This window comes from Escherichia sp. KTE31, assembly GCF_000407925.1.
In the GTDB taxonomy this organism is placed as follows: Bacteria; Pseudomonadota; Gammaproteobacteria; order Enterobacterales; family Enterobacteriaceae; genus Escherichia; species Escherichia ruysiae.
In genome coordinates this window covers 1,061,253-1,087,497 of record NZ_KE136722.1, presented here as the reverse complement: position 1 = coordinate 1,087,497, position 26,245 = coordinate 1,061,253, and the positions used below count along the sequence as shown (strand labels likewise).

The following is a 26,245-nucleotide window of genomic DNA, read 5'->3' as shown; positions in this document are numbered from 1 at the left end:
TTAATTCATCCACACCGTCGCCGATATCGCAGGCAATGTCAAAATGCCATCCGCCAGTTGCCCGTGACCTTCTTTACGTTGCCATTGCGCGACATTAAGCAACGGCGATGCGGGCAGCACTACTTCACAGGCGTCGCCACGGTTGATCGCCACCAGCACACGCTGCTGATTTAGCACGCGCACAAACACCACAACGTTATCTTCCGCGTACAGCACCTGACAGCCACCGCGACGCAGTGCCTGGCTCTTCTTACGCAGCGCAATCATTCGCTGATACAGCGAAAATAGCTCCGCATCTTGTTTTTCCGACTGCCACGGGAATGGCTTACGGCAAAATGGATCGTTATTGCCATCCAGCCCCACTTCATCACCGTAATAAATACAGGGCACGCCAGGCCAGGTGAGCAGCCAGACCACCGCCAGCGGCAGGCGTGCAACATCCCGACCAAGCAGCGTTTTAAATCGCGCAGTATCGTGGCTATCGAGCTGGTTAAACATACGCAATTGCTGTTGATGAGAAAGACCGGCGCGGTAATTATCCATCCAGGCCATACAGGTTCGTGCGTCAATCTGCTGCGGATCGTAAGAGATGTCGGTATTGGCGAGAAATCCCCACAACGGGAAAGTAAAGCCGCGATAGTTCATGGCCGCATCTTCCACATCAGCCTGCAACCATTGCCGCGCATCGCCAAAATGCTCGCCAACAATATAGGCTTCCGGCAGGGTTTCTTTCGCCGCTTCGGTGATCCCGGCGACATGCTGCAAATTATTGCGCGCCCCACCCGCTTCCCCCAGCATATGCACCACATCCAGCCGCCAACCGTCTATATTCCACGGTGCTTTCAGCCAGTGGCGGACAATGCTGTCTTCGCCGCGATAAATTTCATTAACCAGACTTTCCGACTGATAATCCAGCTTTGGCAGGCTGGCATAGCCCAGCCAGTCGAGCGCCGTGCCATCATCACTAAACGAGTACCAGTCACGCCAGGGCGATTCGGGGTTGTGACAAGCGCCCCCCGCCCCTCGATTATGCCTGTCAAACCAGGCATGGGAATCGCCACTGTGGTTAAACACGCCGTCCAGTACCAGCCGCATTCCCTGTTGCTGTGTATTGTGGCGTAAGCGCAGCAATGCTCCGTCGCCGCCAAACTGCGGGTCAACGTGGCGATAATCTTCGGTATCGTATTTATGCACACTGGGAGCTTTGAACACCGGATTGAGATACAGCGCCGTCACGCCGAGTTTTTTCAGATACGGCAGTTTTTCGCTGATACCGTCCAGATCTCCGCCATAAAACGTTGAGCCCCCAGCCTGTGCTGTGACCGGTTCATCCCAGTCGCGCAGGATAATCTCTCGCCCGGCAGCATGATGGTAATAGACATGATCCTGCCCGGCTTCGCGTGGCAAACTACGGGCAAAACGATCCGGGAAGATCTGATAAAAAATCTGGTCTGCGACCCATTGTGGTCCAATATCTGGCACATCAACAGCAAACTGTTCCAGCCGCGCCGGCGGTATTTGGCTAAAACCTTGCGGCGAAAACCATCGCTGGCGATCGTGCCACAGCAATTTGAAACTATATCGCCGCCGAGGTTGTCCGGTGGAGAGATCGACAGCCGCCCGCCATGCCGTTACGCCAGGCTGTGGCTGACTGCGCAGTTTGTGCATCGGTACTGACGTTTCTTCGTTATCGTTTTCCGTGCGCAGCATAATGCGCTGCGGCGGTTCTTCACCCGTCAACCACAGTGTAATAAGCAGTTGATCTTTGCTTTGCTTAACAAATGGGGGCACCGGCAGGTGCCATGCATTCAACATCATAATTCCCCTGTGATGAAAATCTGATCACATTGCCATAGCCTACAGCAGGATCACTCATCGTCTGAAGGATATTTGGGGGAGGAGGTCGGGGGCGGATAACTTTCGGAATAACCGGTTCAGGATGTACCCTGAACCGGCTTACAAACGAGGGAATTAGTGGTTTTCAGCCAACTGGCGGTCATGGCGGCGTTTAAACATCCAGCCAATCAACAGCAGAACAATCCACGCGAAACCAACGTACAGAGAGATTCGTGTTTCAGGGTGATAACCGATCAGCCCGATGATAAAGACCAGGAAAATCAGCCCCGTGATAGTCGTTGCCACCCCGCCAGGTACTTTGAATTTCAGCGCCTTAACTTCTTCCGGCGGTAGACGGCGACGGAAGGCAATCTGCGACAGCAAAATCATAATCCACACCCACACCGTAGCAAAGGTTGCCAGCGAGGCGATCACCAGGAAGACGTTTTCCGGCATGATGTAGTTCAGATACACCGCGAACAGTAGCGCAGTGGTCATCACCAGCACAGTTACCCACGGAATACCGCGACGCGAGGTTTTGCTGAAGATTTTCGGTGCGCTGCCCTGCTCTGCCATGCCGTGCAACATACGACCTACGCCAAATACGTCACTATTGATTGCCGACAGTGAGGCAGTCAACACAACGAAGTTAAGAATACTGGCGGCAAAGGTAATCCCCATATGCTGGAATGTCAGCACAAACGGGCTACCGGCAGTACCGACCTGATTCCACGGGTAGATAGACATAATGACGAACAGCGTACCGACATAGAACACCAGAATACGCATCGGTACTGAGTTAATCGCGCGCGGAATGGATTTCTCTGGCTCTTTCGCTTCACCGGCGGTAATCCCGATAATTTCGATCCCACCGTAGGCAAACATCACCATTTGTAACGACATCACCATGCCAAGCCAGCCGTTACTGAAGAAGCCGCCATTGCTCCACAGGTTATGGATACCCGTCGGTTGTCCGCCGTTGCCAATCCCCCAGATGATGATGCCGAAACCGGCGACAATCATGATGATAATGGTGGCAACTTTAAAGAATGAGAACCAGAACTCCAGCTCGCCGAACACTTTCACGCTCATCAGGTTGATGGCGCAAATAATCAGCACCACGCTCAACACCCAAATCCAGTGCGGCACCGTCGGGAACCAGACGCCCATATAGATACCGAAAGCGGTCACATCGGCGATGGCGACAATAAGGATTTCAAAGCAGTAGGTCCAGCCGGTGATATAACCTGCCAGCGGACCGAGGTTTTCCTGCGCATAACGCGAGAAAGAGCTGGCAGCCGGGTTATGTACCGACATTTCCCCCAGCGCACGCATAATGATATATGCCGCGACCCCGCCAATAATATAGGCCAACAACACGCTCGGACCGGCCATTTTGATGGCGTCTGCCGAACCGTAAAACAGCCCGGTGCCGATTGCTGACCCCAGTGCCATAAAGCGTATGTGTCGGGTACTTAGCCCACGCTTTAGCTTGTTCTTACTTTCCATCAATTCCTAACCCATCAACACAATAAAAAAACCACGGGGCATCGCAGCCCCGTGGTTAAAACAAATTTTCAGTGATTTAGTGGGCGCTGGAGGTCACCTGACGACCTGCCGCGCGATCCCAGATAATGGCCAGAACCACCATCACCACTGTTGGCATTAACCACGCCAGACCTTGTTCGGCCAGCGGTAAACGCTGCGCCCAGGACGGTAAGATATCGCTGAATGCAGATGCTTTGATCCCGTCGAGAATACCAAAAAGCAGGCTGATAAACATCGGCGGAGCAATCACGCGGGACGAATTATGCCACCATGAGCGTGTAAAACTTAATACAACCAGTGCGATACACGGCGGATAAATGGCAGTCAGCACCGGTACAGAGATCTGAATCAATTGGCTCAAACCGAGGTTAGACACCACCATCGAGAAGCCGCCGAGGATAAATACCAGCGTACGGTAAGAGAGTGGTACGTACTGGGCAAAGAACTCTGCGCAGGCGCAGGTCAGGCCAACCGCCGTTACCAGGCAGGCGATGAAGATTAACGCCGCCAGCAGGAAGCTACCGCCGCCGCCAAAGGTGTGTTGAACATAAGCGTGCAGAATAGCCGCACCGTTTGCTGACTGATCAACCAGAGACGCACTATCTGAACCCAGACGGAACAGCGCCAGGTAAAGCAGAGTCAGACCGACACCCGCCATCAGGCCAGCCCAGACGGTATAACGGGTCAGCAGACGCGCTTCGGTAACGCCACGAGAACGCGCCGCGTTAACAATAACGATACCAAACACCATTGCGCCCAGCGTATCCATGGTCAGATAGCCGTTGACGAAGCCGTTAGAAAACGCAGCGTTTTGATAAGCCTCAGTCGCCGTGCTGATAGAACCCGCCGGCCAGACAATCGCGGCAACAGACAGGATGACCAGCGCGATAATTTTCAGCGGCGCAAGGAAGTTGCCCACGGTATCCAGCAGTTTGCCCGGATAGAGCGAAACCAGAATAACGATAGCGAAATAGACCAGACTGTAGATAAACAGCGGCAGCGCGGAGTCACCCGTCAGCGGCGCAATCCCCACTTCAAAGGAGACGGTGGCTGTACGCGGCGTGGCGAACAGCGGCCCCACAGCCAGGTAGCAAACCGTTGCCAGCAGTACGCCTGCGACTTTACCGATTGGCGTGCTGAGACTGTCAACACCGCCGCCAACTTTCGCCAGCGCCACTACCGTTAATACCGGCAGACCAACGGCAGTAATAAGGAAGCCGAATGCCGCAGTCCAGACGTGTTCGCCTGCCTGCAAACCGACCATAGGAGGGAAAATAATGTTACCTGCGCCGACGAACAACGCAAATGTCATAAAGCCCAGAGCGATGATATCGCGCGATCTTAATTGATGGGTCATAAATCATACTGCCTGTGGATGTGGTGTTGTAACGTTAAATTTTTGTGCCAATCCCTGGGGATGATACAGCGGTATATTTAAACAATTTTAGCGGGAAATACTCCCAACCAGGCGCGGCGAAGAATAGTTTTTCGATTTACCGCGTGAATGCAGTCAGTATGACAGCACCTGAAGCGCAATTTAAACGCTTATAACGTTTTAAAGCAAGAAGGGATCTAAAAACCAGAGGGATATAACGATAAGAAATCACCAACCAGTATAAAACACTATTTCCGTGAAAAAGATATGGCTTATCATGCGAACAAAAAATCACCAGCCGTTGTAAAAATTTAGCGTCCATCTTTTGACTGCAAAGAAAAAAAGCCAGCATCGGCTGGCTTATGGCAACAAAAAATGACAAAGGCAGATTAATTGCTGTTTTTGGCAATTAAACGTTCCGGCAGAACAAAACTGAAACGCGTACCTTTACCTACCGTACTCTCAATATGCAGGCGGCTTTCGTGATGATTCACCGCATGTTTAACAATTGCTAACCCCAGCCCACTACCGCCTGTTTGTCGGGAACGCGCTTTGTCTACACGATAAAAACGCTCGGTCAGGCGCGGTATATGCTCCGGTGCGATACCCGGTCCGTTATCTTCAACGCTAAATTCAGCACCGTGCGGCACTCGCTGCCAGCGTACAGTGATATGCGTACCTTCCGGCGTATGATTCACGGCGTTATAGACCAGGTTCGAAATCGCGCTGCGAAGCTGATCTTCATTGCCAGACACTTTGAGATCGTTATCTATCTCAAAGGTAAATGTCTGTTTTTTCTGGCTCAGAGTCTGAGCCTCGCGCTCAACAACGCGCAGCATCATCGGCACATCCACCTTTTCATTGAGCAACTGCGTCGGTGCGGCTTCAATTTTCGACAGCGTCAGCAACTGCTTCACCAGCCCTTCCATCCGCTGAGTCTGCTCGCGCATGGTGTGCAACGCTTTTTCGCGTACCGCGCCTTCCAGCGGTTGCTCATCCATCATCTCCAGGTAACCCTGTAACACCGTCAATGGCGTACGTAACTCATGGCTCACGTTGGCAAAAAAGTTACGCCGCGCACCTTCCAGTTGATGCATTTGCGTGACATCACGCGCCACCATCAGCAACTGTTTATGGGTATAAGGCATGACGCGAATTTCCAGATGCCGCCCAGTGTTGAGCACCAGATTGAGCGGGCGAGAAAAATCACGCGTTTTCAGATATTGCGTAAACTCCGGGTAACGCAGCAGGTTAAGGATATTCTGCCCGTTATCTTCCGGCCAGCGCAGGCCTAGAATCTGTTGCGCCAGTCCGTTACACCAGAAAATACCGCCCTCTTCTGTGGTCAGAACCACCGCATCGGGCAGCGACTCCGCACCGCTACGAAAACGTTTAATCAGATTGCCCAGTTCGCGGCGGCGTTTTTTATTTCGCAGCTGCATCTGGTGTAAGCCATACAGCAGCGGTTCCCAGCTACCACGCCCCGGTGGCGGTGTCATACTGCGATCTACCCACAGCCACCATGAAAGGCGCAATAAATTCCAGAAATGCCAGATAAGCAGTCCTGTTACCGATGCCAGCAAAAACCAGGGCAGGTAACCAAAAAATGCACCCAGGATGAAAGCCGGGAGGCAGCAAAGTAGCAGCTCCAGCACCAGCCTTTTCCACGACAGCCGTTCCAGCACGTAAGATACTCCAGTTATGAAATCATAAGCCCTGCTCTGCGTCCGATGAGCAAGGCGTTAAAAGCGGGTTGAAAAACGATATCCTGTACCGCGCACGGTCTGCACCATGCGGTCATGCCCGCCGGGTTCCAGTGCTTTACGCAGGCGACGAATGTGGACATCGACCGTACGATCCTCCACATACACGTTGGTTCCCCAGACGTGGTTTAACAACTGCTCTCGGCTGTACACGCGCTCGGGATGCGTCATAAAAAAGTGCAGCAGTTTAAATTCGGTCGGCCCCATCTCCAGCGGTTCTTCGCCCGCCATCACCCGGTGAGAAGTTGGATCGAGACTTAGCCCCTGCATCTCGATCACCTCTTCCACCGCCATTGGCGAAATACGGCGCATTACCGCTTTGATTCGCGCCACCAGCTCCTTCGGAGAAAACGGCTTGGTGATATAGTCATCCGCACCGGTTTCAAGGCCGCGCACGCGATCTTCTTCTTCCCCTCTGGCGGTCAGCATCACCACCGGAATATCCCGGGTCATCGACTCGCGCTTGAGATGTTTGATGAACTGGATACCGGAGCCGCCGGGTAACATCCAGTCGAGGAGAATCAAATCCGGCCAGGGTTCATTCAGTTGATTCACAGCACTGTCATAATCTTCCGCTTCGACCGGCTGAAAGCCATTTTGCTCGAGCACGAAGCAGACCATTTCGCGAATTGGAGCTTCATCTTCTACGACCAGAATACGTCTCGCCATGATTTGCCCTGTTGTAATAAATAGGTTGCGATCATTAATGCGACGCCATTATGCGTCAGATTTATGACAGATTTATGAAAAGCGCGTCGCACATATCTTCAGGTTATTGATTTCCGTGGCGCAGAAAAAAGCAAATGACACATCTGTTTGGGTATAATCGCGCCCATGCTTTTTCGCCAGGGAATCGTTATGCGCATCCTTCACACCTCAGACTGGCATCTCGGCCAGAATTTCTACAGTAAAAGCCGCGAAGCTGAACATCAGGCTTTTCTTGACTGGCTGCTGGAGACAGCACAAAACCATCAGGTGGATGCGATTATTGTTGCCGGTGATGTTTTCGATACCGGCTCGCCGCCCAGTTACGCCCGCACGTTATACAACCGTTTTGTTGTCAATTTACAGCAAACTGGCTGTCATCTGGTGGTACTGGCGGGAAACCATGACTCGGTCGCCACGCTGAATGAATCGCGCGATATCATGGCGTTCCTCAATACCACCGTCGTCGCCAGTGCCGGACATGCGCCGCAAATCTTGCCTTGTCGCGACGGGACACCGGGCGCAGTGCTGTGCCCCATTCCTTTTTTACGCCCGCGTGACATTATTACCAGCCAGGCGGGGCTTAACGGCATTGAAAAACAGCAGCATTTGCTGGCAGCTATTACTGATTATTATCAACAACACTATGCCGATGCCTGCAAACTGCGCGGCGATCAGCCTCTGCCCATCATCGCCACGGGGCATTTAACGACCGTGGGTGCCAGTAAAAGTGACGCCGTGCGTGACATTTATATTGGCACGCTGGACGCGTTTCCGGCACAAAACTTTCCGCCAGCCGACTACATCGCGCTCGGGCATATTCACCGCGCGCAGATTATTGGCGGCATGGAACATGTTCGCTATTGCGGTTCCCCCATTCCACTGAGTTTTGATGAATGCGGTAAGAGTAAATATGTCCATCTGGTGACTTTTTCAAACGGCAAATTAGAGAGCGTGGAAAACCTGAACGTACCGGTAACGCAACCGATGGCGGTGCTGAAAGGCGATTTGGCGTCGATTACCGAACAGCTTGAACAATGGCGCGATGTGCCACAGGAGCCACCTGTCTGGCTGGATATTGAAATCACTACCGATGAGTATCTGCATGATATTCAGCGCAAAATCCAGGCATTAACCGAATCATTACCTGTCGAAGTATTGCTGGTACGCAGGAGTCGTGAACAGCGCGAGCGTGTGTTAGCCAGCCAACAGCGTGAAACCCTCAGCGAACTCAGCGTCGAAGAGGTGTTCAATCGCCGTCTGGCACTGGAAGAACTTGATGAATCGCAGCAGCAACGTCTGCAGCATCTTTTCGCCACGACGTTGCATAGCCTCGCCGGAGAACACGAAGCATGAAAATTCTCAGCCTGCGCCTGAAAAACCTGAATTCATTAAAAGGCGAATGGAAGATTGATTTCACCCGCGAGCCGTTCGCCAGCAACGGTCTGTTTGCGATTACCGGCCCAACCGGCGCGGGGAAAACCACGTTGCTCGATGCCATCTGCCTGGCGCTGTATCACGAAACTCCGCGCCTCTCCAACGTTTCGCAATCGCAAAATGATCTGATGACCCGCGATACCGCCGAATGTCTGGCGGAAGTGGAGTTTGAAGTCAAAGGTGAAGCGTACCGCGCATTCTGGAGCCAGAATCGGGCACGTAACCAGCCGGACGGTAATTTGCAGGTGCCGCGCGTAGAGCTGGCGCGTTGTGCAGACGGCAAAATCCTCGCCGATAAAGTGAAAGATAAGCTGGAATTAACGGCGACGTTAACCGGACTGGATTACGGGCGTTTCACCCGTTCGATGCTGCTTTCGCAGGGGCAATTTGCTGCCTTCCTGAATGCCAAACCGAAAGAGCGCGCGGAATTGCTGGAGGAGTTAACCGGCACCGAAATTTACGGGCAAATCTCCGCGATGGTTTTTGAACAACATAAATCGGCTCGCACTGAACTGGAGAAGCTGCAAGCGCAGGCTAGCGGCGTCGCATTATTAGCGCCAGAACAGGTGCAATCGCTGACAGAAAGTTTGCAGGTACTCACTGACGCAGAAAAACAGTTACTCGTCGCACAGCAGCAAGAACAACAATCGCTTAACTGGTTAACGCGTCTGGATGAATTGCAAAAAGACGCCAGCCGCCGTCAGCAGGCACTGCAACAGGCGTTAGCCGAGGAAGAAAAAGCGCAACCTCAACTGGCGGCGCTCAGTCTGGCACAACCCGCACGAAATCTTCGTCCGCACTGGGAACGTATTGCAGAACACAATACGGCGCTGGCGCATACTCGCCAGCAGATTGAAGAAGTAAATACTCGCTTACATCGCACAATGGCGCTTCGCGCAAGCATTCGTCACCACGCGGCGAAGCAGTCGGCAGAATTACAACAGCAGCAACAAAATCTGAATGCGTGGTTACAGGAACACGACCGCTTCCGGCAGTGGAACAACGAACTGGCGGGTTGGCGTGCGCAGTTCGCCCAACAGGCCAGCGATCGCAAGCATCTGCGGCAATGGCAACAGCAATTAACCCATGCAGAGCAAAAACTTAATGCCCTTCCGGCGATCTCTTTAACTTTAACCGCCGCCGAAGTTGCCGCTGCGCAGGCACAACATGCCGAACAACGTCCGCTGCGTCAGCGCCTGATCGCGCTACATGGGCAGATTGTTCCTCAGCAAAAACGCCTGGCGCAGCTACAGGCCGCTATCCAGAGCGTTACGCAGGAACAGACACAACGTAACGCCGCGCTCACTGAAATGCGCCAACGTTATAAAGAGAAGACGCAACAGCTTGCCGATGTCAAAACCATTTGCGAGCAGGAAGCACGCATTAAAACGCTGGAAGCCCAGCGAGCGCAATTACAGGCAGGTCAGCCTTGTCCGCTTTGTGGTTCCACCAGCCACCCGGCGGTCGAGGCGTATCAGGCGCTGGAACCGGGGGTTAATCAGTCTCGATTACTGGCGCTGGAAAATGAAGTTAAAAAACTCGGTGAAGAAGGCGCGGCGCTACGTGGGCAACTGGACGCCTTAACGAAGCAGCTTCAGAGGGATGAGAACGAAGCACAAAGCCTCCGACAAGATGAGCAAGCACTTACTCAGGAATGGCATACACTAACTGCCAGCCTCAGTATCACCTTGCAGCCGCAGGATGATATTCAACCATGGCTTGCCACCCAGGAAGAGCATGAAAAGCAACTGCAATTACTCAATCAGCGTCATGAATTGCAGGAACAAATTGCCGCGCACAATCAGCAAATTGTCCAGTATCAACAACAGATTGAGCAACGCCACCAGCAACTCTCTGCGGCGTTAACGGGTTACGCGCTGGTACTGCCACAAGAAGATGAAGAAGAAAGCTGGTTGGTAACACGTCAGCAAGAAGCGCAGAGCTGGCAGCAGCGCCAGAACGAATTAACCGAGCTGCAAAACCGTATTCAGCAGCTGACGCCGATTCTGGACACATTGCCGCAAAATGATGAACTGCCACACAGCGAAGCTACTGTGACGCTGGAAAACTGGCGGCAAGTTCATGAGCAATGTCTCGCGTTGCAAAGCCAGCGGCAAACCTTGCAGCAACAAGAAGTTCTGGCGGCGCAAAGTCTGCAAAAAGCCCAGGCGCAGTTTGACACCGCGCTACAGGCCAGCGTCTTTGACGATCAGCGGGCGTTCCTTGCGGCGCTAATGGATGAACAGACTCTAACGCAACTGGAACAGCTCAAGCAGAATCTGGAAAACCAGCGTCGTCAGGCGCAAACGCTGGCAACTCAGACAACAGAAACGCTGGCACAGCATCAGCAACACCGGCCCGATGGGTTGGATCTCACTGTGACGGCAGAACAGATTCAACAAGAGTTAGCGCAAACTAACCAAAAGTTGCGTGAAAACACCACGAGTCAGGGTGAAATCCGCCAACAGCTGAAGCAAGATGCAGACAACCGTCAGCAACAACAAACCTTAATGCAGCAAATTGCCCAGACAACACAGCAGGTTGAAGACTGGGGTTATCTCAATTCGCTGATTGGCTCCAAAGAGGGCGATAAATTCCGTAAGTTTGCCCAGGGGCTGACGCTGGATAATTTAGTTCATCTCGCTAACCAGCAACTTAACCGTCTGCACGGGCGCTATTTGTTACAGCGCAAAGCCAGCGAGGCGCTGGAAGTCGAGGTTGTCGATACCTGGCAGGCAGATGCGGTACGCGATACCCGAACGCTTTCCGGCGGCGAGAGTTTTCTCGTCAGTCTGGCACTGGCGCTGGCGCTTTCGGATCTGGTCAGCCATAAAACGCGCATTGACTCGTTATTCCTCGATGAAGGTTTCGGCACGCTGGATAGCGAGACGCTGGATACCGCCCTTGATGCGCTGGATGCCCTGAACGCCAGTGGTAAAACTATCGGCGTGATTAGCCACGTTGAAGCGATGAAAGAGCGTATTCCTGTGCAAATCAAAGTGAAGAAGATCAACGGACTGGGTTACAGCAAACTGGACAGCACGTTCGCGGTGAAATAACTATTCAGCAGGATAATGAATACAGAGGGGCGAATTATCTCTTGGCCTCGCTGGGCGTTATCCTGCAAGCTATCACTTTATTGGCTACGGTGATTAGTAGCCGTCCTGGTGGTTGTGATGGTGGTATGAAAAAAGTCATTTTATCTTTGGCTCTGGGCACGTTTGGCCTGGGGATGGCCGAATTTGGCATTATGGGCGTGCTCACAGAGCTGGCACATAATGTAGGAATTTCGATTCCTGCCGCCGGGCATATGATCTCGTATTATGCGCTGGGTGTGGTGGTCGGCGCGCCGATCATCGCGCTCTTTTCCAGCCGCTACTCGCTTAAACATATCTTGTTGTTTCTGGTGACCTTGTGCGTCATCGGTAACGCCATGTTCACGCTCTCTTCGTCTTACCTGATGCTCGCCATTGGTCGCCTGGTTTCCGGCTTTCCGCATGGCGCGTTTTTTGGCGTCGGGGCGATTGTGTTATCGAAAATTATCAAGCCCGGCAAAGTCACCGCTGCCGTGGCGGGTATGGTTTCAGGGATGACGGTCGCCAATCTGCTGGGCATTCCGCTGGGAACCTATTTAAGTCAGGAATTTAGCTGGCGCTACACTTTTTTATTGATCGCTGTTTTTAATATTGCGGTGATGGCATCAGTTTATTTTTGGGTGCCAGATATTCGCGACGAGGCGAAAGGAAAGCTGCGCGAACAATTTCACTTTTTGCGTAGCCCCGCCCCGTGGTTAATTTTTGCCGCTACGATGTTTGGCAATGCAGGTGTATTTGCCTGGTTCAGCTACGTAAAACCTTACATGATGTTTATCTCCGGTTTTTCGGAAACGGCGATGACGTTTATTATGATGTTAGTTGGGCTGGGGATGGTTCTGGGAAATATTCTAAGTGGACGTATTTCAGGACGTTACTCGCCTTTGCGTATTGCAGCAGTAACCGACTTCATTATTGTGCTGGCGTTGCTCATGATTTTTTTCTTCGGCGGCATGAAAACAACGTCGCTTATTTTTGCTTTTATTTGTTGCGCAGGGTTATTTGCCCTTTCGGCGCCGCTGCAAATATTGTTACTGCAAAATGCCAAAGGCGGAGAATTATTAGGTGCCGCAGGCGGGCAAATAGCGTTTAACCTCGGTAGCGCCGTCGGCGCATATTGCGGTGGCATGATGCTGACGCTGGGGCTGGCGTATAATTACGTCGCTCTGCCAGCCGCCGTGCTCTCGTTTGCTGCAATGTCGTCGTTGCTGCTGTATGGTCGCTATAAGCGCCAGCAAGTGGCGGACAATCCGGTGCTGGCGAAACCACTGGGGTAAGTTGCAGTCACGGTGCGCGTTGCTTGTTGCCGGATGCGGCGCGAGCGCCTTATCCGGCCTACGGGCTGCTCATTTGTAGGCCTGATAAGACGCGGCAAGCGTCGCATCAGGCATGATGCACCAATTGCCTAATTTTTTACTCTTGCGGCCATAACCACGCGGCGCCACGTACGCCGCTAGAATCACCGTGCTTCGCCTTGCGCACCGGCGTTTCACATTCACCGCCGAAGACAAATTGTTTAATCAACTGCGGAACTATTTGATATAAACGGTCAACATTGCTCATCCCGCCCCCCAGCACAATCACATCCGGGTCGAGAATATTCACCACATGTGCCAGCGACTTTGCCAGCCGCAGCTCATAGCGGCGCAATGCCAGCTCTGCAACCGGATCGCTTTCTTCAACCAGGCGAATAATTTCACTGCCTTTCAGCGCATGTCCGCTCAACCGATGATAATCCGTCGCGAATCCGGTGCCTGAAATAAAGGTTTCAATACAACCTTGTTTACCGCAATAACAAGGGACTTCCTCGCGATAACGCAGTTCATCTTCGTCCATCCACGGTAGCGGATTGTGTCCCCACTCGCCTGCCGTGCCGTTACCGCCGATATGCGCCCTCCCATTGAACGCCACGCCCGCGCCGCATCCCGTACCGATAATCACGGCAAATACCGTCTGCGCTCCCGCTGCCGCGCCATCTACCGCTTCCGAAACCGCCAGACAGTTAGCGTCATTTGCCAGCCGCACTTCCCGCTGCAACCGCGCGCTTAAGTCTTTATCGAATGGCTGACCGTTAAGCCAGGTCGAATTAGCGTTTTTTACCACGCCGGTGTAGGGTGAAATCGAGCCGGGAATGCCCATGCCTACAGTTCCGCGCTGCCCTGTCGCCTGCTCCGCCATATCAACCAACGTGGCAATTGTTTCAATGGTCTGCCGATAATCATCACGCGGCGTGGGCAGACGATGACGGTACAACTGCTCCCCTGCATCGCCCAGTGCAATCACTTCAGTTTTGGTGCCGCCTAAATCGATACCTATACGCACGGTACTCTCCTTATTTTTTTCAATATCAATAGCGTAGAGACGGACAACCGGATTGGCAATGCAAGGCCGCCGACAATTCGTTATCATGCCCGCTAAATTTAACGACAAGGCCGTGGAAATTATCATGCTGTGGTTCAAAAATTTAATGGTTTACCGTCTTAGCCGCGAAATTTCGCTGCGTGCAGAAGAGATGGAAAAACAGCTAGCCTCGATGGCATTTACCCCATGCGGAAGCCAGGATATGGCGAAGATGGGCTGGGTTCCTCCGATGGGATCGCACAGCGATGCATTAACGCACGTTGCCAATGGTCAAATTGTTATCTGCGCGCGTAAAGAAGAAAAAATCCTTCCGTCTCCGGTGATTAAACAGGCGCTGGAAGCGAAAATCGCCAAACTGGAAGCGGAACAGGCGCGTAAGCTGAAGAAAACCGAAAAAGATTCGCTGAAAGATGAAGTGCTGCACTCTCTGTTGCCGCGCGCTTTCAGCCGCTTCAGCCAGACCATGATGTGGATCGACACGGTTAACGGGCTGATTATGGTGGACTGCGCCAGCGCCAAAAAAGCGGAAGATACGCTGGCGCTGCTGCGTAAAAGCCTGGGGTCGTTACCGGTTGTGCCATTGACCATGGAAAACCCGATTGAACTGACGCTGACCGAATGGGTACGCTCCGGTAGCGCAGCGCAGGGCTTCCAGTTGCTTGATGAAGCCGAGCTGAAATCGCTGCTGGAAGATGGCGGCGTGATCCGCGCGAAGAAACAGGATCTGACCAGCGAAGAGATCACCAATCACATTGAAGCTGGAAAAGTGGTGACTAAACTGGCGCTCGACTGGCAGCAGCGCATTCAGTTTGTGATGTGTGATGATGGTTCGCTCAAACGCCTGAAATTCTGCGACGAACTGCGCGATCAAAACGAAGATATCGACCGAGAAGATTTCGCCCAGCGTTTTGATGCCGATTTCATCCTGATGACCGGTGAACTGGCAGCGTTAATTCAAAACCTGATCGAAGGATTGGGTGGCGAAGCACAGCGTTAATTGCTGATTTACCTTTAATGCCGGATGCGACGCCTGGCGCGTCTTATCCGGCGTACAAAGTCACACCTGACATTGATATAATCATTCGCGATTTTTAAGGCGACAACCGGTGTTTCCACTATTTTAAATTACGCACGGATAACTGATGCAATGAATTTGTAGACGGTTCGTCAAAGTCAGTAATACAAGTTATCAACGCATTAATTTTATTAACAATCTTCGCTAAGACTTATATCAATTTTATATTTTATTTATATATCGACAATATAAAAACCAGCAGCCATTAGCGTTTATTATTACCAAAATAAAAAATATTTCAGAAAAATGCCCTCCCATTAAATGGGAAGGCGAGATATTACAGATAGCGGCACAAATAAGAGGTCGGTTCAGCAACTTGCAGATGGAACTCGCTGTGGCCGGGAACATTAAATACGGAGCCGGCTTCATACACTTGCCAGTCGGTCGCGTCAGGCAGTAACACATTCAGCGCCCCGCTGATTACCGTCATCTCTTCCGGCTCAGCGGTGCTGAAGGTGTATTCGCCTTCAACCATGACACCAACGCTGGCGCGACCAGTGCTGCTGCTGGAAAAGCCGATCGATTTCACTTTGCCGGAAAAGTACTCGTTACTTTGAAGCATAAACTGGCCCTGTCTGGTAGTTGAACGTCTACTTCACTATAGGGGCCAGAGGCGCTGGCTGTCACGCAAAATTACACCAGTAATTCTGCAGCCAGCCTTGTAATCAATACGTTAGAGAGCAAAACAGGAACATCGAGCTGTTTTTGCAGTAAATCACGATGGCGCTGGTTAAATCCCAAACAATCCAGCATAATGACATCCGCACCGTTTTCCAGTAGTTCTTTCCCGGCATCGATGATTTTCTGTTCAGAATCATGAATGGGGTTCCCCAGAGAAAACAAAGGCGGTTTCTGCAGGATTTGCCATTTTTGCGCCTGAACGTGCAACAGTTCTTCAACCGGTACGATTACACCGACCTGATGACCTTCGACGATGGTAGAAACCAGCGGTGGCAATATACGCAACGGTTCCAGAAAGATTGTATTACGCGCCGTCATACTGCTAATGTTTGCCGTACTCATCAACAAAATGACGTCGTACCCCTGGTTATCAAGCACTTCAACCACGCTTTGCAGATCGCGTTCTACTTTACGACGCGAAACGTGAGCCAGTTGATTGTCATTTAATAATGTAAGAATCGTTTCTTCGCCTGCTTCTGGCGCATACTCCGCCATCACTTCTTCGCGGCTTAACTTCCCCAGCAGGCTATGATGGGAAATGTTATTTTCGTCAATGTACTCAGTCAGGAGCGGTAAAACTTCCTGCATAGGTACAATGCCGATGGTCAGGATCGCCAACGACGCACTCATTGTTATTCCACCTTACTTTTACTTCGTCGTTAATTACCGGGCAAATGTTAAGCACCACTGCTGGCACTTACCTGTGCTACAAATGACAAAAAGCGTAGCAGTAGACGCGCCCGGCACAATGTAAAGATTCCAAATGATTCCAGTAATAGATTGTTATTGTTTAATATTCTAATTATTTGAAAAACATGAATTGTGAAAAATGTGACGCAGATCCTTTGTAGTAGCACTCAGAGTCCCTTCCGAGCAGTCTGATACGGTCACTCTTTGTCAGGATCCTCATAGCGTTTTTTAGCATCCATCGCTTCCTGAGCGGTCGGATGTTCGCTGATTAAAGAGTCAGGTTTGGGATGATCGGCTCTGAGCTGATACCAGGTTACGGTCTGCCCTGGTTTTCCTTTTTCAATCGTTACAATATATGCTTCACGAGGATAAGGCGGTTTCGTTGGCATCGTTCTTCCTTATTTCACGGGATGAACGTTAAGTATAGGCGCTCGGGAATCAACAATTGATCGTCTGTGCCAGGGCGCTACGAATTTCAGAAATCACCTGGCTGGGTTCATTGTTAGCATTAATGATAATATGCGCGACTTCGCGATATAACGCATCGCGTTCTTCCAGCACTTCCTGAACTTCTTCACTTAGCGGCTTTCCGGTTAAGGTTGGTCGCAAATCCTCTTCGGGTGCCGCTTGCAGACGATTAACCAGTACCGCTACTGGCGCACACAGATAAACCACAATCCCGTTATTACGCATGTAGTGACGATTAAATTCCGTCAGAATAATGCCGCCCCCCGTGGCGATAACGGTCGATGGTGCTGTCACCGCTTCCAGTGCTGCGGTTTCTCTGGCGCGAAATCCGGCCCACTCTTCCCTTTCGACGATCTCCGCGACCGTCATATTGAGTTGTGATTGCAACCACTGGTCGGTATCGACAAACCGACAGTTGAGCGAATCGGCAAGGGCCATTCCGACCGTTGTTTTACCACAGCCCCGAGGCCCGATCAGAAAAAGAGGTTGTGTCATCGTGGGTTTTCCCCAAAAGGTCGCAATGCGGCGAAAGCCGGGTTCGTAAGAATAACGATCATACCATCAAGCTAGTACAATTTCGACTGTAAAGAAATAATTCCACTTAAGGTGAAAATTTCAATACACCCTTACTATACCAAGAAATACTCAAGAAAGAACTGTAACTAATAAATTACATTCACGAGCGACTACGTTGTACTTCCAGCCACCACTTTTCCAGTTCGGCGGCGAATGCCTGGCGGTCACGCTGCGAAAGGCTATCTGGCCCTCCGGTCTGGATACCACTGGCGCGTAAGGTATCCATAAAATCGCGCATCATCAGACGTTCACGAATGGTCGCTGGCGTGTAACGTTCACCACGTGGATTAAGTGCCGCAGCTCCCTTCTCAATGGCTTCAGAAGCCAGAGGAATGTCTGCGGTGATCACCAAATCGCCCGCTTCACACTGGCGTACAATTTCATTATCGGCAACGTCAAAACCTGCCGCGACGCGCAGCGTGCGAATAAACGGCGATGGCGGTACACGTAAACTCTGGTTAGCCACCAGTACCAGCGGCATTTGCATACGTTCAGCCGCGCGATACAAAATCTCTTTAATTACATTGGGACACGCATCGGCGTCCACCCAAATTGTCATAAACTCATCCTTTGTTGGGTAATCCTCTATTGTGTCGCGCTTTTGCCTTCCGGCATAGTTCTGTTTATGCTTCTGCCAGCGATTATCAAAACAATGAATTTCACGGCAGGAGTGAGGCAATGGAAAAGAAAATCGGTTTTATTGGCTGCGGTAATATGGGAAAAGCCATTCTCGGCGGTCTGATTGCCAGTGGTCAGGTGCTTCCAGGGCAAATCTGGGTGTATACCCCCTCCCCGGATAAAGTCGCTGCTTTACACGATCAGTTCGGCATCAACGCCGCAGAATCGGCGCAGGAAGTGGCACAAATCACCGACATCGTTTTTGCCGCCGTTAAACCGGGCATCATGATCAAAGTGCTTAGTGAAATCACGTCCAGCCTGAATAAAGACTCGCTGGTTGTCTCTATTGCAGCGGGCGTCACGCTCGACCAACTTGCCCGGGCGCTGGGTCATGACAGGAAAATTATCCGCGCTATGCCAAATACCCCCGCGCTGGTCAATGCAGGGATGACTTCCGTAACGCCAAACGCGCTGGTTACGCCTGAAGATACTGCCGATGTGCTGAACATTTTCCGCTGCTTTGGCGAGGCGGAAGTCATTGCCGAACCGATGATCCATCCGGTGGTCGGCGTGAGCGGCTCTTCTCCTGCCTATGTCTTTATGTTTATCGAAGCAATGGCCGACGCTGCCGTGCTGGGGGGAATGCCACGCGCGCAGGCGTATAAATTTGCCGCTCAGGCGGTAATGGGTTCTGCAAAAATGGTGCTGGAAACCGGAGAACATCCGGGCGCGTTGAAAGATATGGTTTGCTCACCGGGAGGCACCACCATTGAAGCAGTGCGCGTGCTGGAAGAGAAAGGCTTCCGCGCCGCAGTGATCGAAGCAATGACGAAGTGTATGGAAAAATCAGAAAAACTTAGCAAGTCCTGATGAACTCTCCCCGGACGTCAGGCCGCCACTTCGGTGCGGTTACGTCCGGCTTTCTTTGCTTTATAAAGTGCCATATCTGCCGATTTCAGCCACTCACGATAGTGACTCATTTGCGGACTCAGCGGCGCAACACCGACACTTATCCGCAACATTACCTGCGGCGTATTTGGTAAACGTAATGTATTTAACCCTTCATGTACCCGTAACATGGCGGTAATGGCATTTTCTGCTGGCGTACCAGACATAATCACCGCAAATTCATCCCCACCAAAACGACCAATCACATCACTACCGCGCAGAGTAATTTGTAACTGACGGGTGAGAGCAACTATCGCTTCATCGCCCACATCGTGACCCCAGGTGTCGTTGATGCTTTTGAAATGATCGATATCGATGATTAACAACGTCGCATCGCGGTTATGTCGCCGACAGTTATCAAACTCATTGCGCAACATTATTTCCCAGTGACGCCTGTTGTAAACACCCGTCATGCCGTCGCGGGTACTCATGACCTGCAATCTGCGTTTATGTTCTGCAAGTTTTGTTGCCGTCTGGTAGCTGACCCAGCCAAACAGCAGAGGATAAATGACGATAATGGGCAGTGAGAGCCACCATTCCAGCGGCGCACTATTTAGTGACACCGTGATACCTGTCAGTTCGAGGGTGACAAGGCAGGAAACGACCATCAGCACCAGACCAGCGACAAACAGACGAGGGCCGCCGGCTCCCATCAAATTCAGACACATAATCATCAACATTGCGATCGAAGGCAGCACGTTTACGCCCATCACGCCGACCCACATTCCCGCTAACACCGCATCGGTTTTTAAGTTGTAAATTTCCCGACCAAGCGGATCAATGGCTCTGCTCGCTAACTGCCAGGCTAAATGTGGCCAGACAAAAGCCCAGCCGACTAACACCAGCCACCACCAGCCCGACGGCGGATGCGAAACCAGCGTTGAAGCAATCGGTAAGAACATCCCCGCCAGTCCTACCATACGGGGTAACCTGACGCGCCGGGCGAAGCGCAGCCCGGAACGCTGATGTTCGTTTTGAGGAGTTAATGGTGGTTCCTCCCCGTGCGCCGCCGCTTTTTTGAAAAAATTTTCATCATTCATTATTTTTGGGAACATTCAGAAACAATTTTCCCAAATTATAGAGACGGGGCGAAAAGCGGAAGTATGATATTTCGGGTGAGCCATTTTCTTAGCTCACCCGTTAGCACTATCAGGGATCAGGCGGCGTTCTTAAGACAGGTACTCATAAACTTATTGCGATCATCGCCTTTCAGAGATTGCTGCGTCGCCTGGCCATTGCATTCACGCATCTTCTGCTGCTGCGGCGTCAAACTCTTCTCGCCGGGCGCAGATTTGCTGTTCTTCAGACAATCACTCATATACGTCTTGCGGGCATCCCCTTTCAACGCCTTCGCCGTCGCCTGTTGATTACAGGAAGTCATACGTTGTTGTTGCGGTGTTAACGTCTTCTCGGCAGCGCCGACAGTGGTTAAAAAAACTAAACCGAATAACAGGGTAACCAGTAATGTTATTTTCATAGCACCATCCCTCTTCACATTTTAACCAGGAGCGGTTGCGCCCGTGATCTGCCTTTAAGTCTGGTTGCTAACAGAAAAAATACCAACCGGCGGCAAAAATTCACCGCCGGATGCGTTTTGACTACAGACCCAGCGCGGCTTTCATGGTGTAGAAGAGATCGGTCTGATCGGTCAGACCAACCACGTTAGCAGCGTGCGGACCATAAGCGGCAATACGCAACTGGCTGCCGGTATGTTCTTGTGAATCTTCTTCCGAGTTACCGTAGCTCATTACCATTACCGCGCCATCTTTGGTCATTAATGCCTGAGTCAGACCCGGTGCTTTGGTATCCGGCGCGACAATCTGGCTGGCGTGAGCGTGGTCAGCGGTGACTATCACTAATGTATTGCCATCTTTTTTGGCAAACTCAAGCGCCCGTTGTACCGCTTCATCGAGGTCAACCGTCTCACCAATTTGTCCACAAGGATTAGCGGCATGATCCTGTTTATCGATAGATGCACCTTCGACTTGCAGGAAGAATCCTTTCTTGTTTTTGCTCAATAACTCAATGGCTTTATCGGTCATCTGCGCTAACGTCGGCACACTGTCATTTCGTTGCGGATTCGGGGTACAGGTTACTGCGGGTTTATCGATATTACCGTGATAAGACGCCTTCGGCCCTTCCCAACGAACTGGCATATTGCCGTCAGAAAACAGCCCAAGTAGCGGTTTATCCTGATTTGCCTCCGTTACTGCCTCCAGCGATGCTGCGTCACTCACTAACTGATAGCCGCGAGCCTGCGCCTGTTCACGCAGCGTTTTTCCCTGCCACTCACCGGCGGTTGCGGTTTCTGCAAACGATTTTGCACCGCCGCCAAGCGTAACATCGGCACGGGCGTTAAGAAGTTGTTCGGTAATGGAACCTTTACCGCCTTTTTCCAGCGCATTACTTGGGCATTTTTCACTGGTCACGCTCGGCCCGTAGCATTTGCGCGATGTCACATGCGCCACCAGCGCGGCGGGTGTGGCATCCTGCAATTCTGCCGTTGAAACGTTGCCGGTCGCCAGTCCTGCGGCTTTTGCCATCTCCAGAATCGTTGGATGATCTTTTTCATGAATATCGACGCCCAGCGCGCCGTTATAAGTTTTGACGCCAGTTGACCAGGCGGTTGCGGATGCAGCGGAGTCGGTGACATAGTCCGGTTTACCGGTTTTTTTATCCAGCGAGTAGTGGGTGTATTGTCCGGTAAGCGGTAAGGCATCGATTCCTTTAAAAAAACCGCCCGCACCTTCGGCATAATTTCGTGCGGCAGTTATTTCCGAATCCCCCATCCCATCGCCAATAAGTAAAATAATATTTTTCGCCGGTTTATCGCTAAGAGAATCACGCAAGGCAGCAGTCTGATCGCCAGTTAAACGGCGAGCGCCGCCCGGCGTAGTAATATCTCCCTGTGCAGCTCGTTTTTCCAGAATGGGTACATCAGGTGTCCGGGCTTTTGTCACAGGGGTAAACAGTAACGGTAAGAGAGCCAGTGCAATAGTGCTTTGTTTCACTTTATTTTCTCCATGTACAAATACAGTAAAAAATAAAAACAAAGCGACTATAAGTCTCTGCCGTGACAGCTTTATGACAACGGTTGAAAAGGTTTAACGTTTTACTGACGAGGATGCCTCAATAACTTTTTTACGTAATCGCGCAGCAGCTCCGTATCGTCGTCAGGAATGCTGGCATCGGGCTTTACCGCGTACAGTGCTCCCTCAACCTGATCAATCAACTGCTGTTGGTCTTTTTGCGCCATATTGCGAAGCATCGCGGTGACTATAATCTCCAGTGCCTCAACCTGCGCGCACAGTTCTTTCGACTCTTCTTCTTTTTGTGCAAGCTTAAATAACAACTCAGCAATGAGATTTTTCATGTCTGTATTTCCTTATCCAAAGTATGGAGAAGTTAACATTATGCTTCATAACTGCATAGGGGTTGTAAGTAGTATTTTTATGACGAAGGAAATACTTTGCACAAATATTTTCACATATTTATCAGCGAAACGTTTCTCTTATTTAAATAATTCCCTTATAAATAAAACAGCTATTCAATTATAAAGCCTTAATATAATAAAAAGTTATGGAATATATTTACTTCGTTAACTTATTATTAAGCTATTCACTGATTGAACCATGGTTAATACCAGAAATAAATTCGCTTCCCGTTCATCATTTTTGTGATCTAACGCACATAATTTAGCCATTGATATTTCTCCGTCAGTACGCTGGGCGCTTTGTGACCAGAAGATTGCAACATTCTGTCAGAAGGCCGCGAATCAACCGTTTTGTCGTGGTAATGTATGTGCTTTATGTTCGACGGGATAGGTTTTTAAGATGGAAAAACTGCGGGTAGGTATCGTTTTTGGTGGAAAATCAGCGGAACATGAAGTGTCTCTGCAATCGGCAAAAAACATTGTCGATGCCATTGATAAAAGTCGCTTCGACGTTGTGCTGCTGGGCATTGATAAACAAGGGCAATGGCACGTCAGCGATGCCAACAATTATCTGCTAAACGCAGACGATCCTGCCCATATTGCGTTGCGTCCTTCGGCGACCAGCCTTGCGCAGGTGCCGGGTAAACATGAACACCAGCTTATTGATGCACAGAATGGTCAACCATTACCAACGGTGGATGTCATTTTCCCGATTGTCCACGGTACGCTGGGTGAAGATGGCTCCCTGCAGGGGATGTTGCGTGTCGCCAATTTACCATTTGTCGGTTCCGATGTTCTGGCTTCCGCTGCATGTATGGACAAAGACGTCACCAAACGTCTACTGCGTGATGCCGGGTTGAACATCGCGCCATTTATTACCCTGACGCGCGCCAATCGCCACAACATCAGTTTTGCCGAAGTGAAGTCTAAACTGGGTTTACCGCTGTTTGTAAAACCGGCTAACCAGGGTTCCTCCGTAGGCGTCAGCAAAGTAACCAGCGAAGAACAATATACGATTGCCGTCGATCTGGCGTTCGAGTTCGATCATAAAGTGATCGTGGAGCAAGGGATCAAAGGGCGTGAGATCGAATGCGCGGTTCTGGGCAATGACAATCCGCAGGCCAGCACCTGTGGCGAGATCGTACTGACCAGTGATTTCTACGCCTACGACACCAAATACATTGATGAAGATGGTGCAAAAGTGGTGGTTCCGGCTGCCATTGCGCCAGAAATCAACGATAAGATCCGGGCGATTGCGGTTCAGGCTTACCAGACGTTGGGATGTGCTGGCATGGCGCGTGTAGACGTCTTTTTAACGCCGGAAAACGAGGTGGTGATCAACGAGATCAACACGCTGCCGGGCTTCACTAACATCAGCATGTATCCGAAGTTGTGGCAAGCCAGCGGCCTGAGTTACACCGACCTGATCACGCGTTTGATTGAGCTGGCACTGGAACGTCACGCTGCGGATAACGCACTGAAAACCACTATGTAATTTTCAATCGCCCGGTAATATTTTTATTGGGCGTTTAAGACTGATGGCAAACGTAAAATTGCCTGATACGCTCCGCTTATCAGGCCTACCAGATAATTGCAATGTATTGATTTTGCATCATTTTGTAGGCAGGATAAGGCGTTCGCGCGCATCCGGCATAAACAACGAACACTTTGTCAGCACTCCAGAACGCCCAATCCTCTGTTATTGGGCGTTTTCAGTATCCTCTTCGCGACGACGAATAATCATCCCCGCCAGCCAGAAACTAATCACCCACGTTAGCAGACCGACTGCATAGGTTTGCCAGCCTTTTGCTTCAAATCCCAGCAACCCCACCACACCGTTAAGAATGAAAATCAGGCCAATGGCGAACGCATAATAGTGCCAGTCACGGCGGATTTTTACAGGCAGATTCATGGCGGCTCCGTTAACGAAAAATAACATCTTCGCATAATCGATAACATACGTCTGTGGTGTAGACAGCATTTCCCGTATCGTTAAAAAATTTAACTTAAAGTTACCGTTTTGTGACTCATGGCGAATATTCACGCTTCGGGAATATTCCCACCATCAATTTACCATGATTCTGATATTGACAATCTAAATGACCTGTCAGACTTGCCATAAGCCGCTGGTATCACACCAGAAGAGAAGCAGATGACTTCCGGAGGTTTTTATGGCTGATTTCACCCTGTCAAAATCGCTGTTTAGCGGAAAATATCGCAACGCCTCTTCAACGCCTGGCAACATTGCCTATGCGCTGTTTGTACTGTTTTGCTTTTGGGCTGGGGCGCAATTGCTTAATCTCCTGGTACATGCGCCCGGTGTTTACGAGCGTTTGATGCAGGTGCAAGAGACAGGCCGTCCACGGGTGGAAATTGGTCTGGGTGTCGGCACTATTTTCGGGCTGATCCCGTTTTTAGTTGGCTGCTTCATTTTTGCAGTGGTGGCGCTATGGCTGCACTGGCGACATCGCCGCCAGTAAGATTTACTTTGCCAGATGCGGCCTAAAACGCTTTATCTGGCTGGTGTTCTCTATTGGTCACTGTTTCATACAACGCGCCCGTCGTTCATCAACGCGCTTCGCAAACCATGCGGTGGTAAGGTTACGGGTGATTTTCGGGCTTTCCAGCTGAATGCCAGGCAACATCTCTCGTGGCAGAGATTTTCCCGTTTTCGCTTCTGCAAGCTGATAAACTTTCTTGTACAGCGCCGTCTCTTCAAAAGAGAAGCTATCCCCTTTCTCTAACTGTCGGCGGATTTCACTGTCGCTCATTCCCAGTTTGCCCGCCAGTTTGCGCGTTGCCAGTTCTGTTTTCCCAGGCTCTTTGCTGTCATAGCGAATTAAATCACCATCCAGCGCCAGCTTCACGCCGCTGGCTTTACTGACCGCGTTCTGAAATGCGGCGTTACGGCTGGCATACCAGCCAGCGTTAAAATCGGCAAAACGGAAGATTGGCGCGCTGTAACTGGCTGGATAATTCAGTAAATGGTAAGTACCGAACCACAATCCGCCGCGACGACTGAAGACTTCCTGACGTACCGTTCCGTCCATTTTCCACGGATAACCTTTGGTATGCTGTTCGGCAAAAGCAATGCTGACCTGCATCGGCCCACCGGTGCGCACCGGGTTGAGCGAACCAAACAGCGTCTGCCCCATCGGCACCATGCTGATCAGATCATCAAAAATCGCGCTTAACTGCTTTTCTGTACGCACGGAATCTAACCGTTCGCTGTAACTTTTGCCGTTTGGCGATTTAATTTTTAGCGCGGTGTGAACCAAAAACGCGGGGATGTGCATCCGTTCGGCGCGACGGTCAATCTCTTGCCAGGCGATTTTGCTTAAGCCCGGAACAGCCGGATCTGCCTGATAATTTGACTCCTGCTGCGCCACTGCCAGCACCGAGCAGACGTTTTCCAGCGTCGATGCCAGTCCCTGACTTTCAAAAGTAGTGGCAAGATCTTTCGCCCAGGCATCGCGGTCTTTCACGCTGGCGGGTAACTTCTGCCGCACCACACTCGCCACATCTATCGCTTTTTCGCCCTTTTTCAACGGTTGCGGAGCCTGACTACTACACCCCGCTAAAACCAGAACTACCAATAATGAAAGCGAAGAAAGACGAGTGACCTGCGACATTACCTCT

General features: G+C 51.1%; 24 protein-coding genes. 7 read left to right on the top strand and 17 right to left on the bottom strand.

Features of this window, described 5'->3' with window-relative positions; translation table 11 throughout:
* From malZ to phoB, 5 genes are all read right to left on the bottom strand, one after another.
* Nucleotides 1-1,818: a maltodextrin glucosidase gene (malZ, locus tag WES_RS15780; protein ID WP_000979374.1), complete on the bottom strand. Its 1,818-nt coding sequence runs from the start codon at nucleotides 1,816-1,818 to the stop codon at nucleotides 1-3.
* A 153-nt stretch (nucleotides 1,819-1,971) separates the two neighbouring features.
* Nucleotides 1,972-3,345, bottom strand: a complete 1,374-nt coding sequence (proY, locus tag WES_RS15785; protein WP_010349444.1) for a proline-specific permease ProY — start codon at nucleotides 3,343-3,345, stop codon at nucleotides 1,972-1,974.
* A gap of 76 nt (nucleotides 3,346-3,421) precedes the next feature.
* Nucleotides 3,422-4,741, bottom strand: a complete 1,320-nt coding sequence (gene brnQ / locus WES_RS15790; RefSeq protein WP_000149639.1) for a branched-chain amino acid transporter carrier protein BrnQ — start codon at nucleotides 4,739-4,741, stop codon at nucleotides 3,422-3,424.
* Between the two features lie 407 nt (nucleotides 4,742-5,148).
* A complete protein-coding gene (gene phoR / locus WES_RS15795; RefSeq protein WP_000893607.1) occupies nucleotides 5,149-6,444 on the bottom strand; it encodes a phosphate regulon sensor histidine kinase PhoR in 1,296 nt (431 codons plus the stop codon).
* A gap of 57 nt (nucleotides 6,445-6,501) precedes the next feature.
* Nucleotides 6,502-7,191 (bottom strand): phosphate response regulator transcription factor PhoB, encoded by a 690-nt coding sequence (gene phoB / locus WES_RS15800; RefSeq protein ID WP_000113933.1) that lies wholly within the window; start codon nucleotides 7,189-7,191, stop codon nucleotides 6,502-6,504.
* Between the two features lie 189 nt (nucleotides 7,192-7,380).
* Between phoB and sbcD the strand changes: the two genes are divergently transcribed.
* From sbcD to araJ, 3 genes are all read left to right on the top strand, one after another.
* A complete protein-coding gene (sbcD, locus tag WES_RS15805; RefSeq protein ID WP_016159203.1) occupies nucleotides 7,381-8,583 on the top strand; it encodes an exonuclease subunit SbcD in 1,203 nt (400 codons plus the stop codon).
* Nucleotides 8,580-11,723 carry an exonuclease subunit SbcC gene (gene sbcC / locus WES_RS15810; protein WP_016159204.1) on the top strand — a complete coding sequence of 1,048 codons (3,144 nt, stop codon included), beginning with the start codon at nucleotides 8,580-8,582 and terminating at the stop codon, nucleotides 11,721-11,723. The genes sbcD and sbcC overlap by 4 nt, the downstream gene beginning before the upstream one ends.
* Nucleotides 11,724-11,848: 125 nt before the next feature.
* Nucleotides 11,849-13,033, top strand: coding sequence for an MFS transporter AraJ (gene araJ, locus WES_RS15815; RefSeq protein ID WP_024195101.1), 1,185 nt, complete (start codon nucleotides 11,849-11,851; stop codon nucleotides 13,031-13,033).
* Nucleotides 13,034-13,169: 136 nt separating this feature from the next.
* Here the strand turns inward: araJ and mak are convergent, their stop codons facing one another.
* Complete coding sequence (mak, locus tag WES_RS15820; RefSeq protein WP_016159206.1) at nucleotides 13,170-14,078, bottom strand: fructokinase; 909 nt, start codon at nucleotides 14,076-14,078, stop codon at nucleotides 13,170-13,172.
* A 124-nt stretch (nucleotides 14,079-14,202) separates the two neighbouring features.
* Here mak and rdgC point away from each other — a divergent pair, with 124 nt between their 5' ends.
* On the top strand, nucleotides 14,203-15,114 hold the full coding sequence (gene rdgC / locus WES_RS15825) for a recombination-associated protein RdgC (RefSeq protein WP_024165072.1): 912 nt from the start codon (nucleotides 14,203-14,205) through the stop codon (nucleotides 15,112-15,114).
* A gap of 355 nt (nucleotides 15,115-15,469) precedes the next feature.
* Here the strand turns inward: rdgC and ppnP are convergent, their stop codons facing one another.
* From ppnP to WES_RS15850, 5 genes are all read right to left on the bottom strand, one after another.
* The gene (gene ppnP / locus WES_RS15830) at nucleotides 15,470-15,754 is read right to left on the bottom strand and encodes a pyrimidine/purine nucleoside phosphorylase (protein WP_000941942.1); all 285 of its coding nucleotides are present in this window, start codon (nucleotides 15,752-15,754) and stop codon (nucleotides 15,470-15,472) included.
* Nucleotides 15,755-15,825: 71 nt separating this feature from the next.
* Nucleotides 15,826-16,503 carry an AroM family protein gene (locus tag WES_RS15835; protein ID WP_001276431.1) on the bottom strand — a complete coding sequence of 226 codons (678 nt, stop codon included), beginning with the start codon at nucleotides 16,501-16,503 and terminating at the stop codon, nucleotides 15,826-15,828.
* Nucleotides 16,504-16,760: 257 nt separating this feature from the next.
* On the bottom strand, nucleotides 16,761-16,952 hold the full coding sequence (gene yaiA / locus WES_RS15840) for a protein YaiA (protein WP_001142439.1): 192 nt from the start codon (nucleotides 16,950-16,952) through the stop codon (nucleotides 16,761-16,763).
* A gap of 49 nt (nucleotides 16,953-17,001) precedes the next feature.
* Entirely contained in the window at nucleotides 17,002-17,526 is a 525-nt protein-coding gene (gene aroL / locus WES_RS15845) for a shikimate kinase AroL (protein ID WP_000193382.1), read from the bottom strand.
* 181 nt (nucleotides 17,527-17,707) lie between these two features.
* Nucleotides 17,708-18,166 (bottom strand): YaiI/YqxD family protein, encoded by a 459-nt coding sequence (locus tag WES_RS15850; RefSeq protein ID WP_000158148.1) that lies wholly within the window; start codon nucleotides 18,164-18,166, stop codon nucleotides 17,708-17,710.
* Between the two features lie 119 nt (nucleotides 18,167-18,285).
* Between WES_RS15850 and proC the strand changes: the two genes are divergently transcribed.
* Nucleotides 18,286-19,095 carry a pyrroline-5-carboxylate reductase gene (gene proC, locus WES_RS15855; RefSeq protein ID WP_010344698.1) on the top strand — a complete coding sequence of 270 codons (810 nt, stop codon included), beginning with the start codon at nucleotides 18,286-18,288 and terminating at the stop codon, nucleotides 19,093-19,095.
* A 17-nt stretch (nucleotides 19,096-19,112) separates the two neighbouring features.
* Here proC and adrA read toward each other — a convergent pair whose 3' ends face one another.
* The 4 genes from adrA to iraP form a co-directional block, all read right to left on the bottom strand.
* The gene (gene adrA, locus WES_RS15860) at nucleotides 19,113-20,228 is read right to left on the bottom strand and encodes a diguanylate cyclase AdrA (protein ID WP_000484072.1); all 1,116 of its coding nucleotides are present in this window, start codon (nucleotides 20,226-20,228) and stop codon (nucleotides 19,113-19,115) included.
* Nucleotides 20,229-20,329: 101 nt separating this feature from the next.
* Nucleotides 20,330-20,650, bottom strand: coding sequence for a phosphate starvation-inducible protein PsiF (gene psiF / locus WES_RS15865; RefSeq protein ID WP_010344700.1), 321 nt, complete (start codon nucleotides 20,648-20,650; stop codon nucleotides 20,330-20,332).
* Between the two features lie 121 nt (nucleotides 20,651-20,771).
* On the bottom strand, nucleotides 20,772-22,184 hold the full coding sequence (gene phoA / locus WES_RS15870; RefSeq protein ID WP_016159207.1) for an alkaline phosphatase: 1,413 nt from the start codon (nucleotides 22,182-22,184) through the stop codon (nucleotides 20,772-20,774).
* A gap of 101 nt (nucleotides 22,185-22,285) precedes the next feature.
* Nucleotides 22,286-22,546, bottom strand: a complete 261-nt coding sequence (gene iraP / locus WES_RS15875) for an anti-adapter protein IraP (protein WP_000792966.1) — start codon at nucleotides 22,544-22,546, stop codon at nucleotides 22,286-22,288.
* A 460-nt stretch (nucleotides 22,547-23,006) separates the two neighbouring features.
* Here iraP and ddlA point away from each other — a divergent pair, with 460 nt between their 5' ends.
* Nucleotides 23,007-24,101: a D-alanine--D-alanine ligase gene (gene ddlA, locus WES_RS15880; protein ID WP_016159208.1), complete on the top strand. Its 1,095-nt coding sequence runs from the start codon at nucleotides 23,007-23,009 to the stop codon at nucleotides 24,099-24,101.
* Between the two features lie 204 nt (nucleotides 24,102-24,305).
* Here ddlA and WES_RS23925 read toward each other — a convergent pair whose 3' ends face one another.
* Nucleotides 24,306-24,518: a DUF2754 domain-containing protein gene (locus tag WES_RS23925; RefSeq protein ID WP_016159209.1), complete on the bottom strand. Its 213-nt coding sequence runs from the start codon at nucleotides 24,516-24,518 to the stop codon at nucleotides 24,306-24,308.
* Nucleotides 24,519-24,777: 259 nt separating this feature from the next.
* On the opposite strand from WES_RS23925, the gene WES_RS15890 reads away from it, so the two are divergent.
* The gene (locus WES_RS15890; protein WP_000763150.1) at nucleotides 24,778-25,086 is read left to right on the top strand and encodes a YaiY family protein; all 309 of its coding nucleotides are present in this window, start codon (nucleotides 24,778-24,780) and stop codon (nucleotides 25,084-25,086) included.
* 57 nt (nucleotides 25,087-25,143) lie between these two features.
* Here WES_RS15890 and yaiW read toward each other — a convergent pair whose 3' ends face one another.
* Nucleotides 25,144-26,238 (bottom strand): surface-exposed outer membrane lipoprotein YaiW, encoded by a 1,095-nt coding sequence (yaiW, locus tag WES_RS15895; protein WP_016159210.1) that lies wholly within the window; start codon nucleotides 26,236-26,238, stop codon nucleotides 25,144-25,146.
* Between the last annotated feature and the right edge of the window lie 7 nt (nucleotides 26,239-26,245).

Coding starts and splice junctions, on each gene's coding strand:
- araJ (WP_024195101.1), top strand. CDS start 11,849: ATGAAAAAAGTCATTTTATCTTTGGCTCTGGGCACGTTTGGCCTGGGG.
- WES_RS15850 (WP_000158148.1), bottom strand. CDS start 18,166: ATGACAATTTGGGTGGACGCCGATGCGTGTCCCAATGTAATTAAAGAG.
- psiF (WP_010344700.1), bottom strand. CDS start 20,650: ATGAAAATAACATTACTGGTTACCCTGTTATTCGGTTTAGTTTTTTTA.
- sbcC (WP_016159204.1), top strand. CDS start 8,580: ATGAAAATTCTCAGCCTGCGCCTGAAAAACCTGAATTCATTAAAAGGC.
- adrA (WP_000484072.1), bottom strand. CDS start 20,228: ATGTTCCCAAAAATAATGAATGATGAAAATTTTTTCAAAAAAGCGGCG.
- ppnP (WP_000941942.1), bottom strand. CDS start 15,754: ATGCTTCAAAGTAACGAGTACTTTTCCGGCAAAGTGAAATCGATCGGC.
- aroL (WP_000193382.1), bottom strand. CDS start 17,526: ATGACACAACCTCTTTTTCTGATCGGGCCTCGGGGCTGTGGTAAAACA.
- ddlA (WP_016159208.1), top strand. CDS start 23,007: ATGGAAAAACTGCGGGTAGGTATCGTTTTTGGTGGAAAATCAGCGGAA.
- WES_RS15835 (WP_001276431.1), bottom strand. CDS start 16,503: ATGAGTGCGTCGTTGGCGATCCTGACCATCGGCATTGTACCTATGCAG.
- WES_RS15890 (WP_000763150.1), top strand. CDS start 24,778: ATGGCTGATTTCACCCTGTCAAAATCGCTGTTTAGCGGAAAATATCGC.
- brnQ (WP_000149639.1), bottom strand. CDS start 4,741: ATGACCCATCAATTAAGATCGCGCGATATCATCGCTCTGGGCTTTATG.
- WES_RS23925 (WP_016159209.1), bottom strand. CDS start 24,518: ATGAATCTGCCTGTAAAAATCCGCCGTGACTGGCACTATTATGCGTTC.
- iraP (WP_000792966.1), bottom strand. CDS start 22,546: ATGAAAAATCTCATTGCTGAGTTGTTATTTAAGCTTGCACAAAAAGAA.
- proY (WP_010349444.1), bottom strand. CDS start 3,345: ATGGAAAGTAAGAACAAGCTAAAGCGTGGGCTAAGTACCCGACACATA.
- proC (WP_010344698.1), top strand. CDS start 18,286: ATGGAAAAGAAAATCGGTTTTATTGGCTGCGGTAATATGGGAAAAGCC.
- malZ (WP_000979374.1), bottom strand. CDS start 1,818: ATGATGTTGAATGCATGGCACCTGCCGGTGCCCCCATTTGTTAAGCAA.
- rdgC (WP_024165072.1), top strand. CDS start 14,203: ATGCTGTGGTTCAAAAATTTAATGGTTTACCGTCTTAGCCGCGAAATT.
- phoB (WP_000113933.1), bottom strand. CDS start 7,191: ATGGCGAGACGTATTCTGGTCGTAGAAGATGAAGCTCCAATTCGCGAA.
- yaiW (WP_016159210.1), bottom strand. CDS start 26,238: ATGTCGCAGGTCACTCGTCTTTCTTCGCTTTCATTATTGGTAGTTCTG.
- sbcD (WP_016159203.1), top strand. CDS start 7,381: ATGCGCATCCTTCACACCTCAGACTGGCATCTCGGCCAGAATTTCTAC.
- yaiA (WP_001142439.1), bottom strand. CDS start 16,952: ATGCCAACGAAACCGCCTTATCCTCGTGAAGCATATATTGTAACGATT.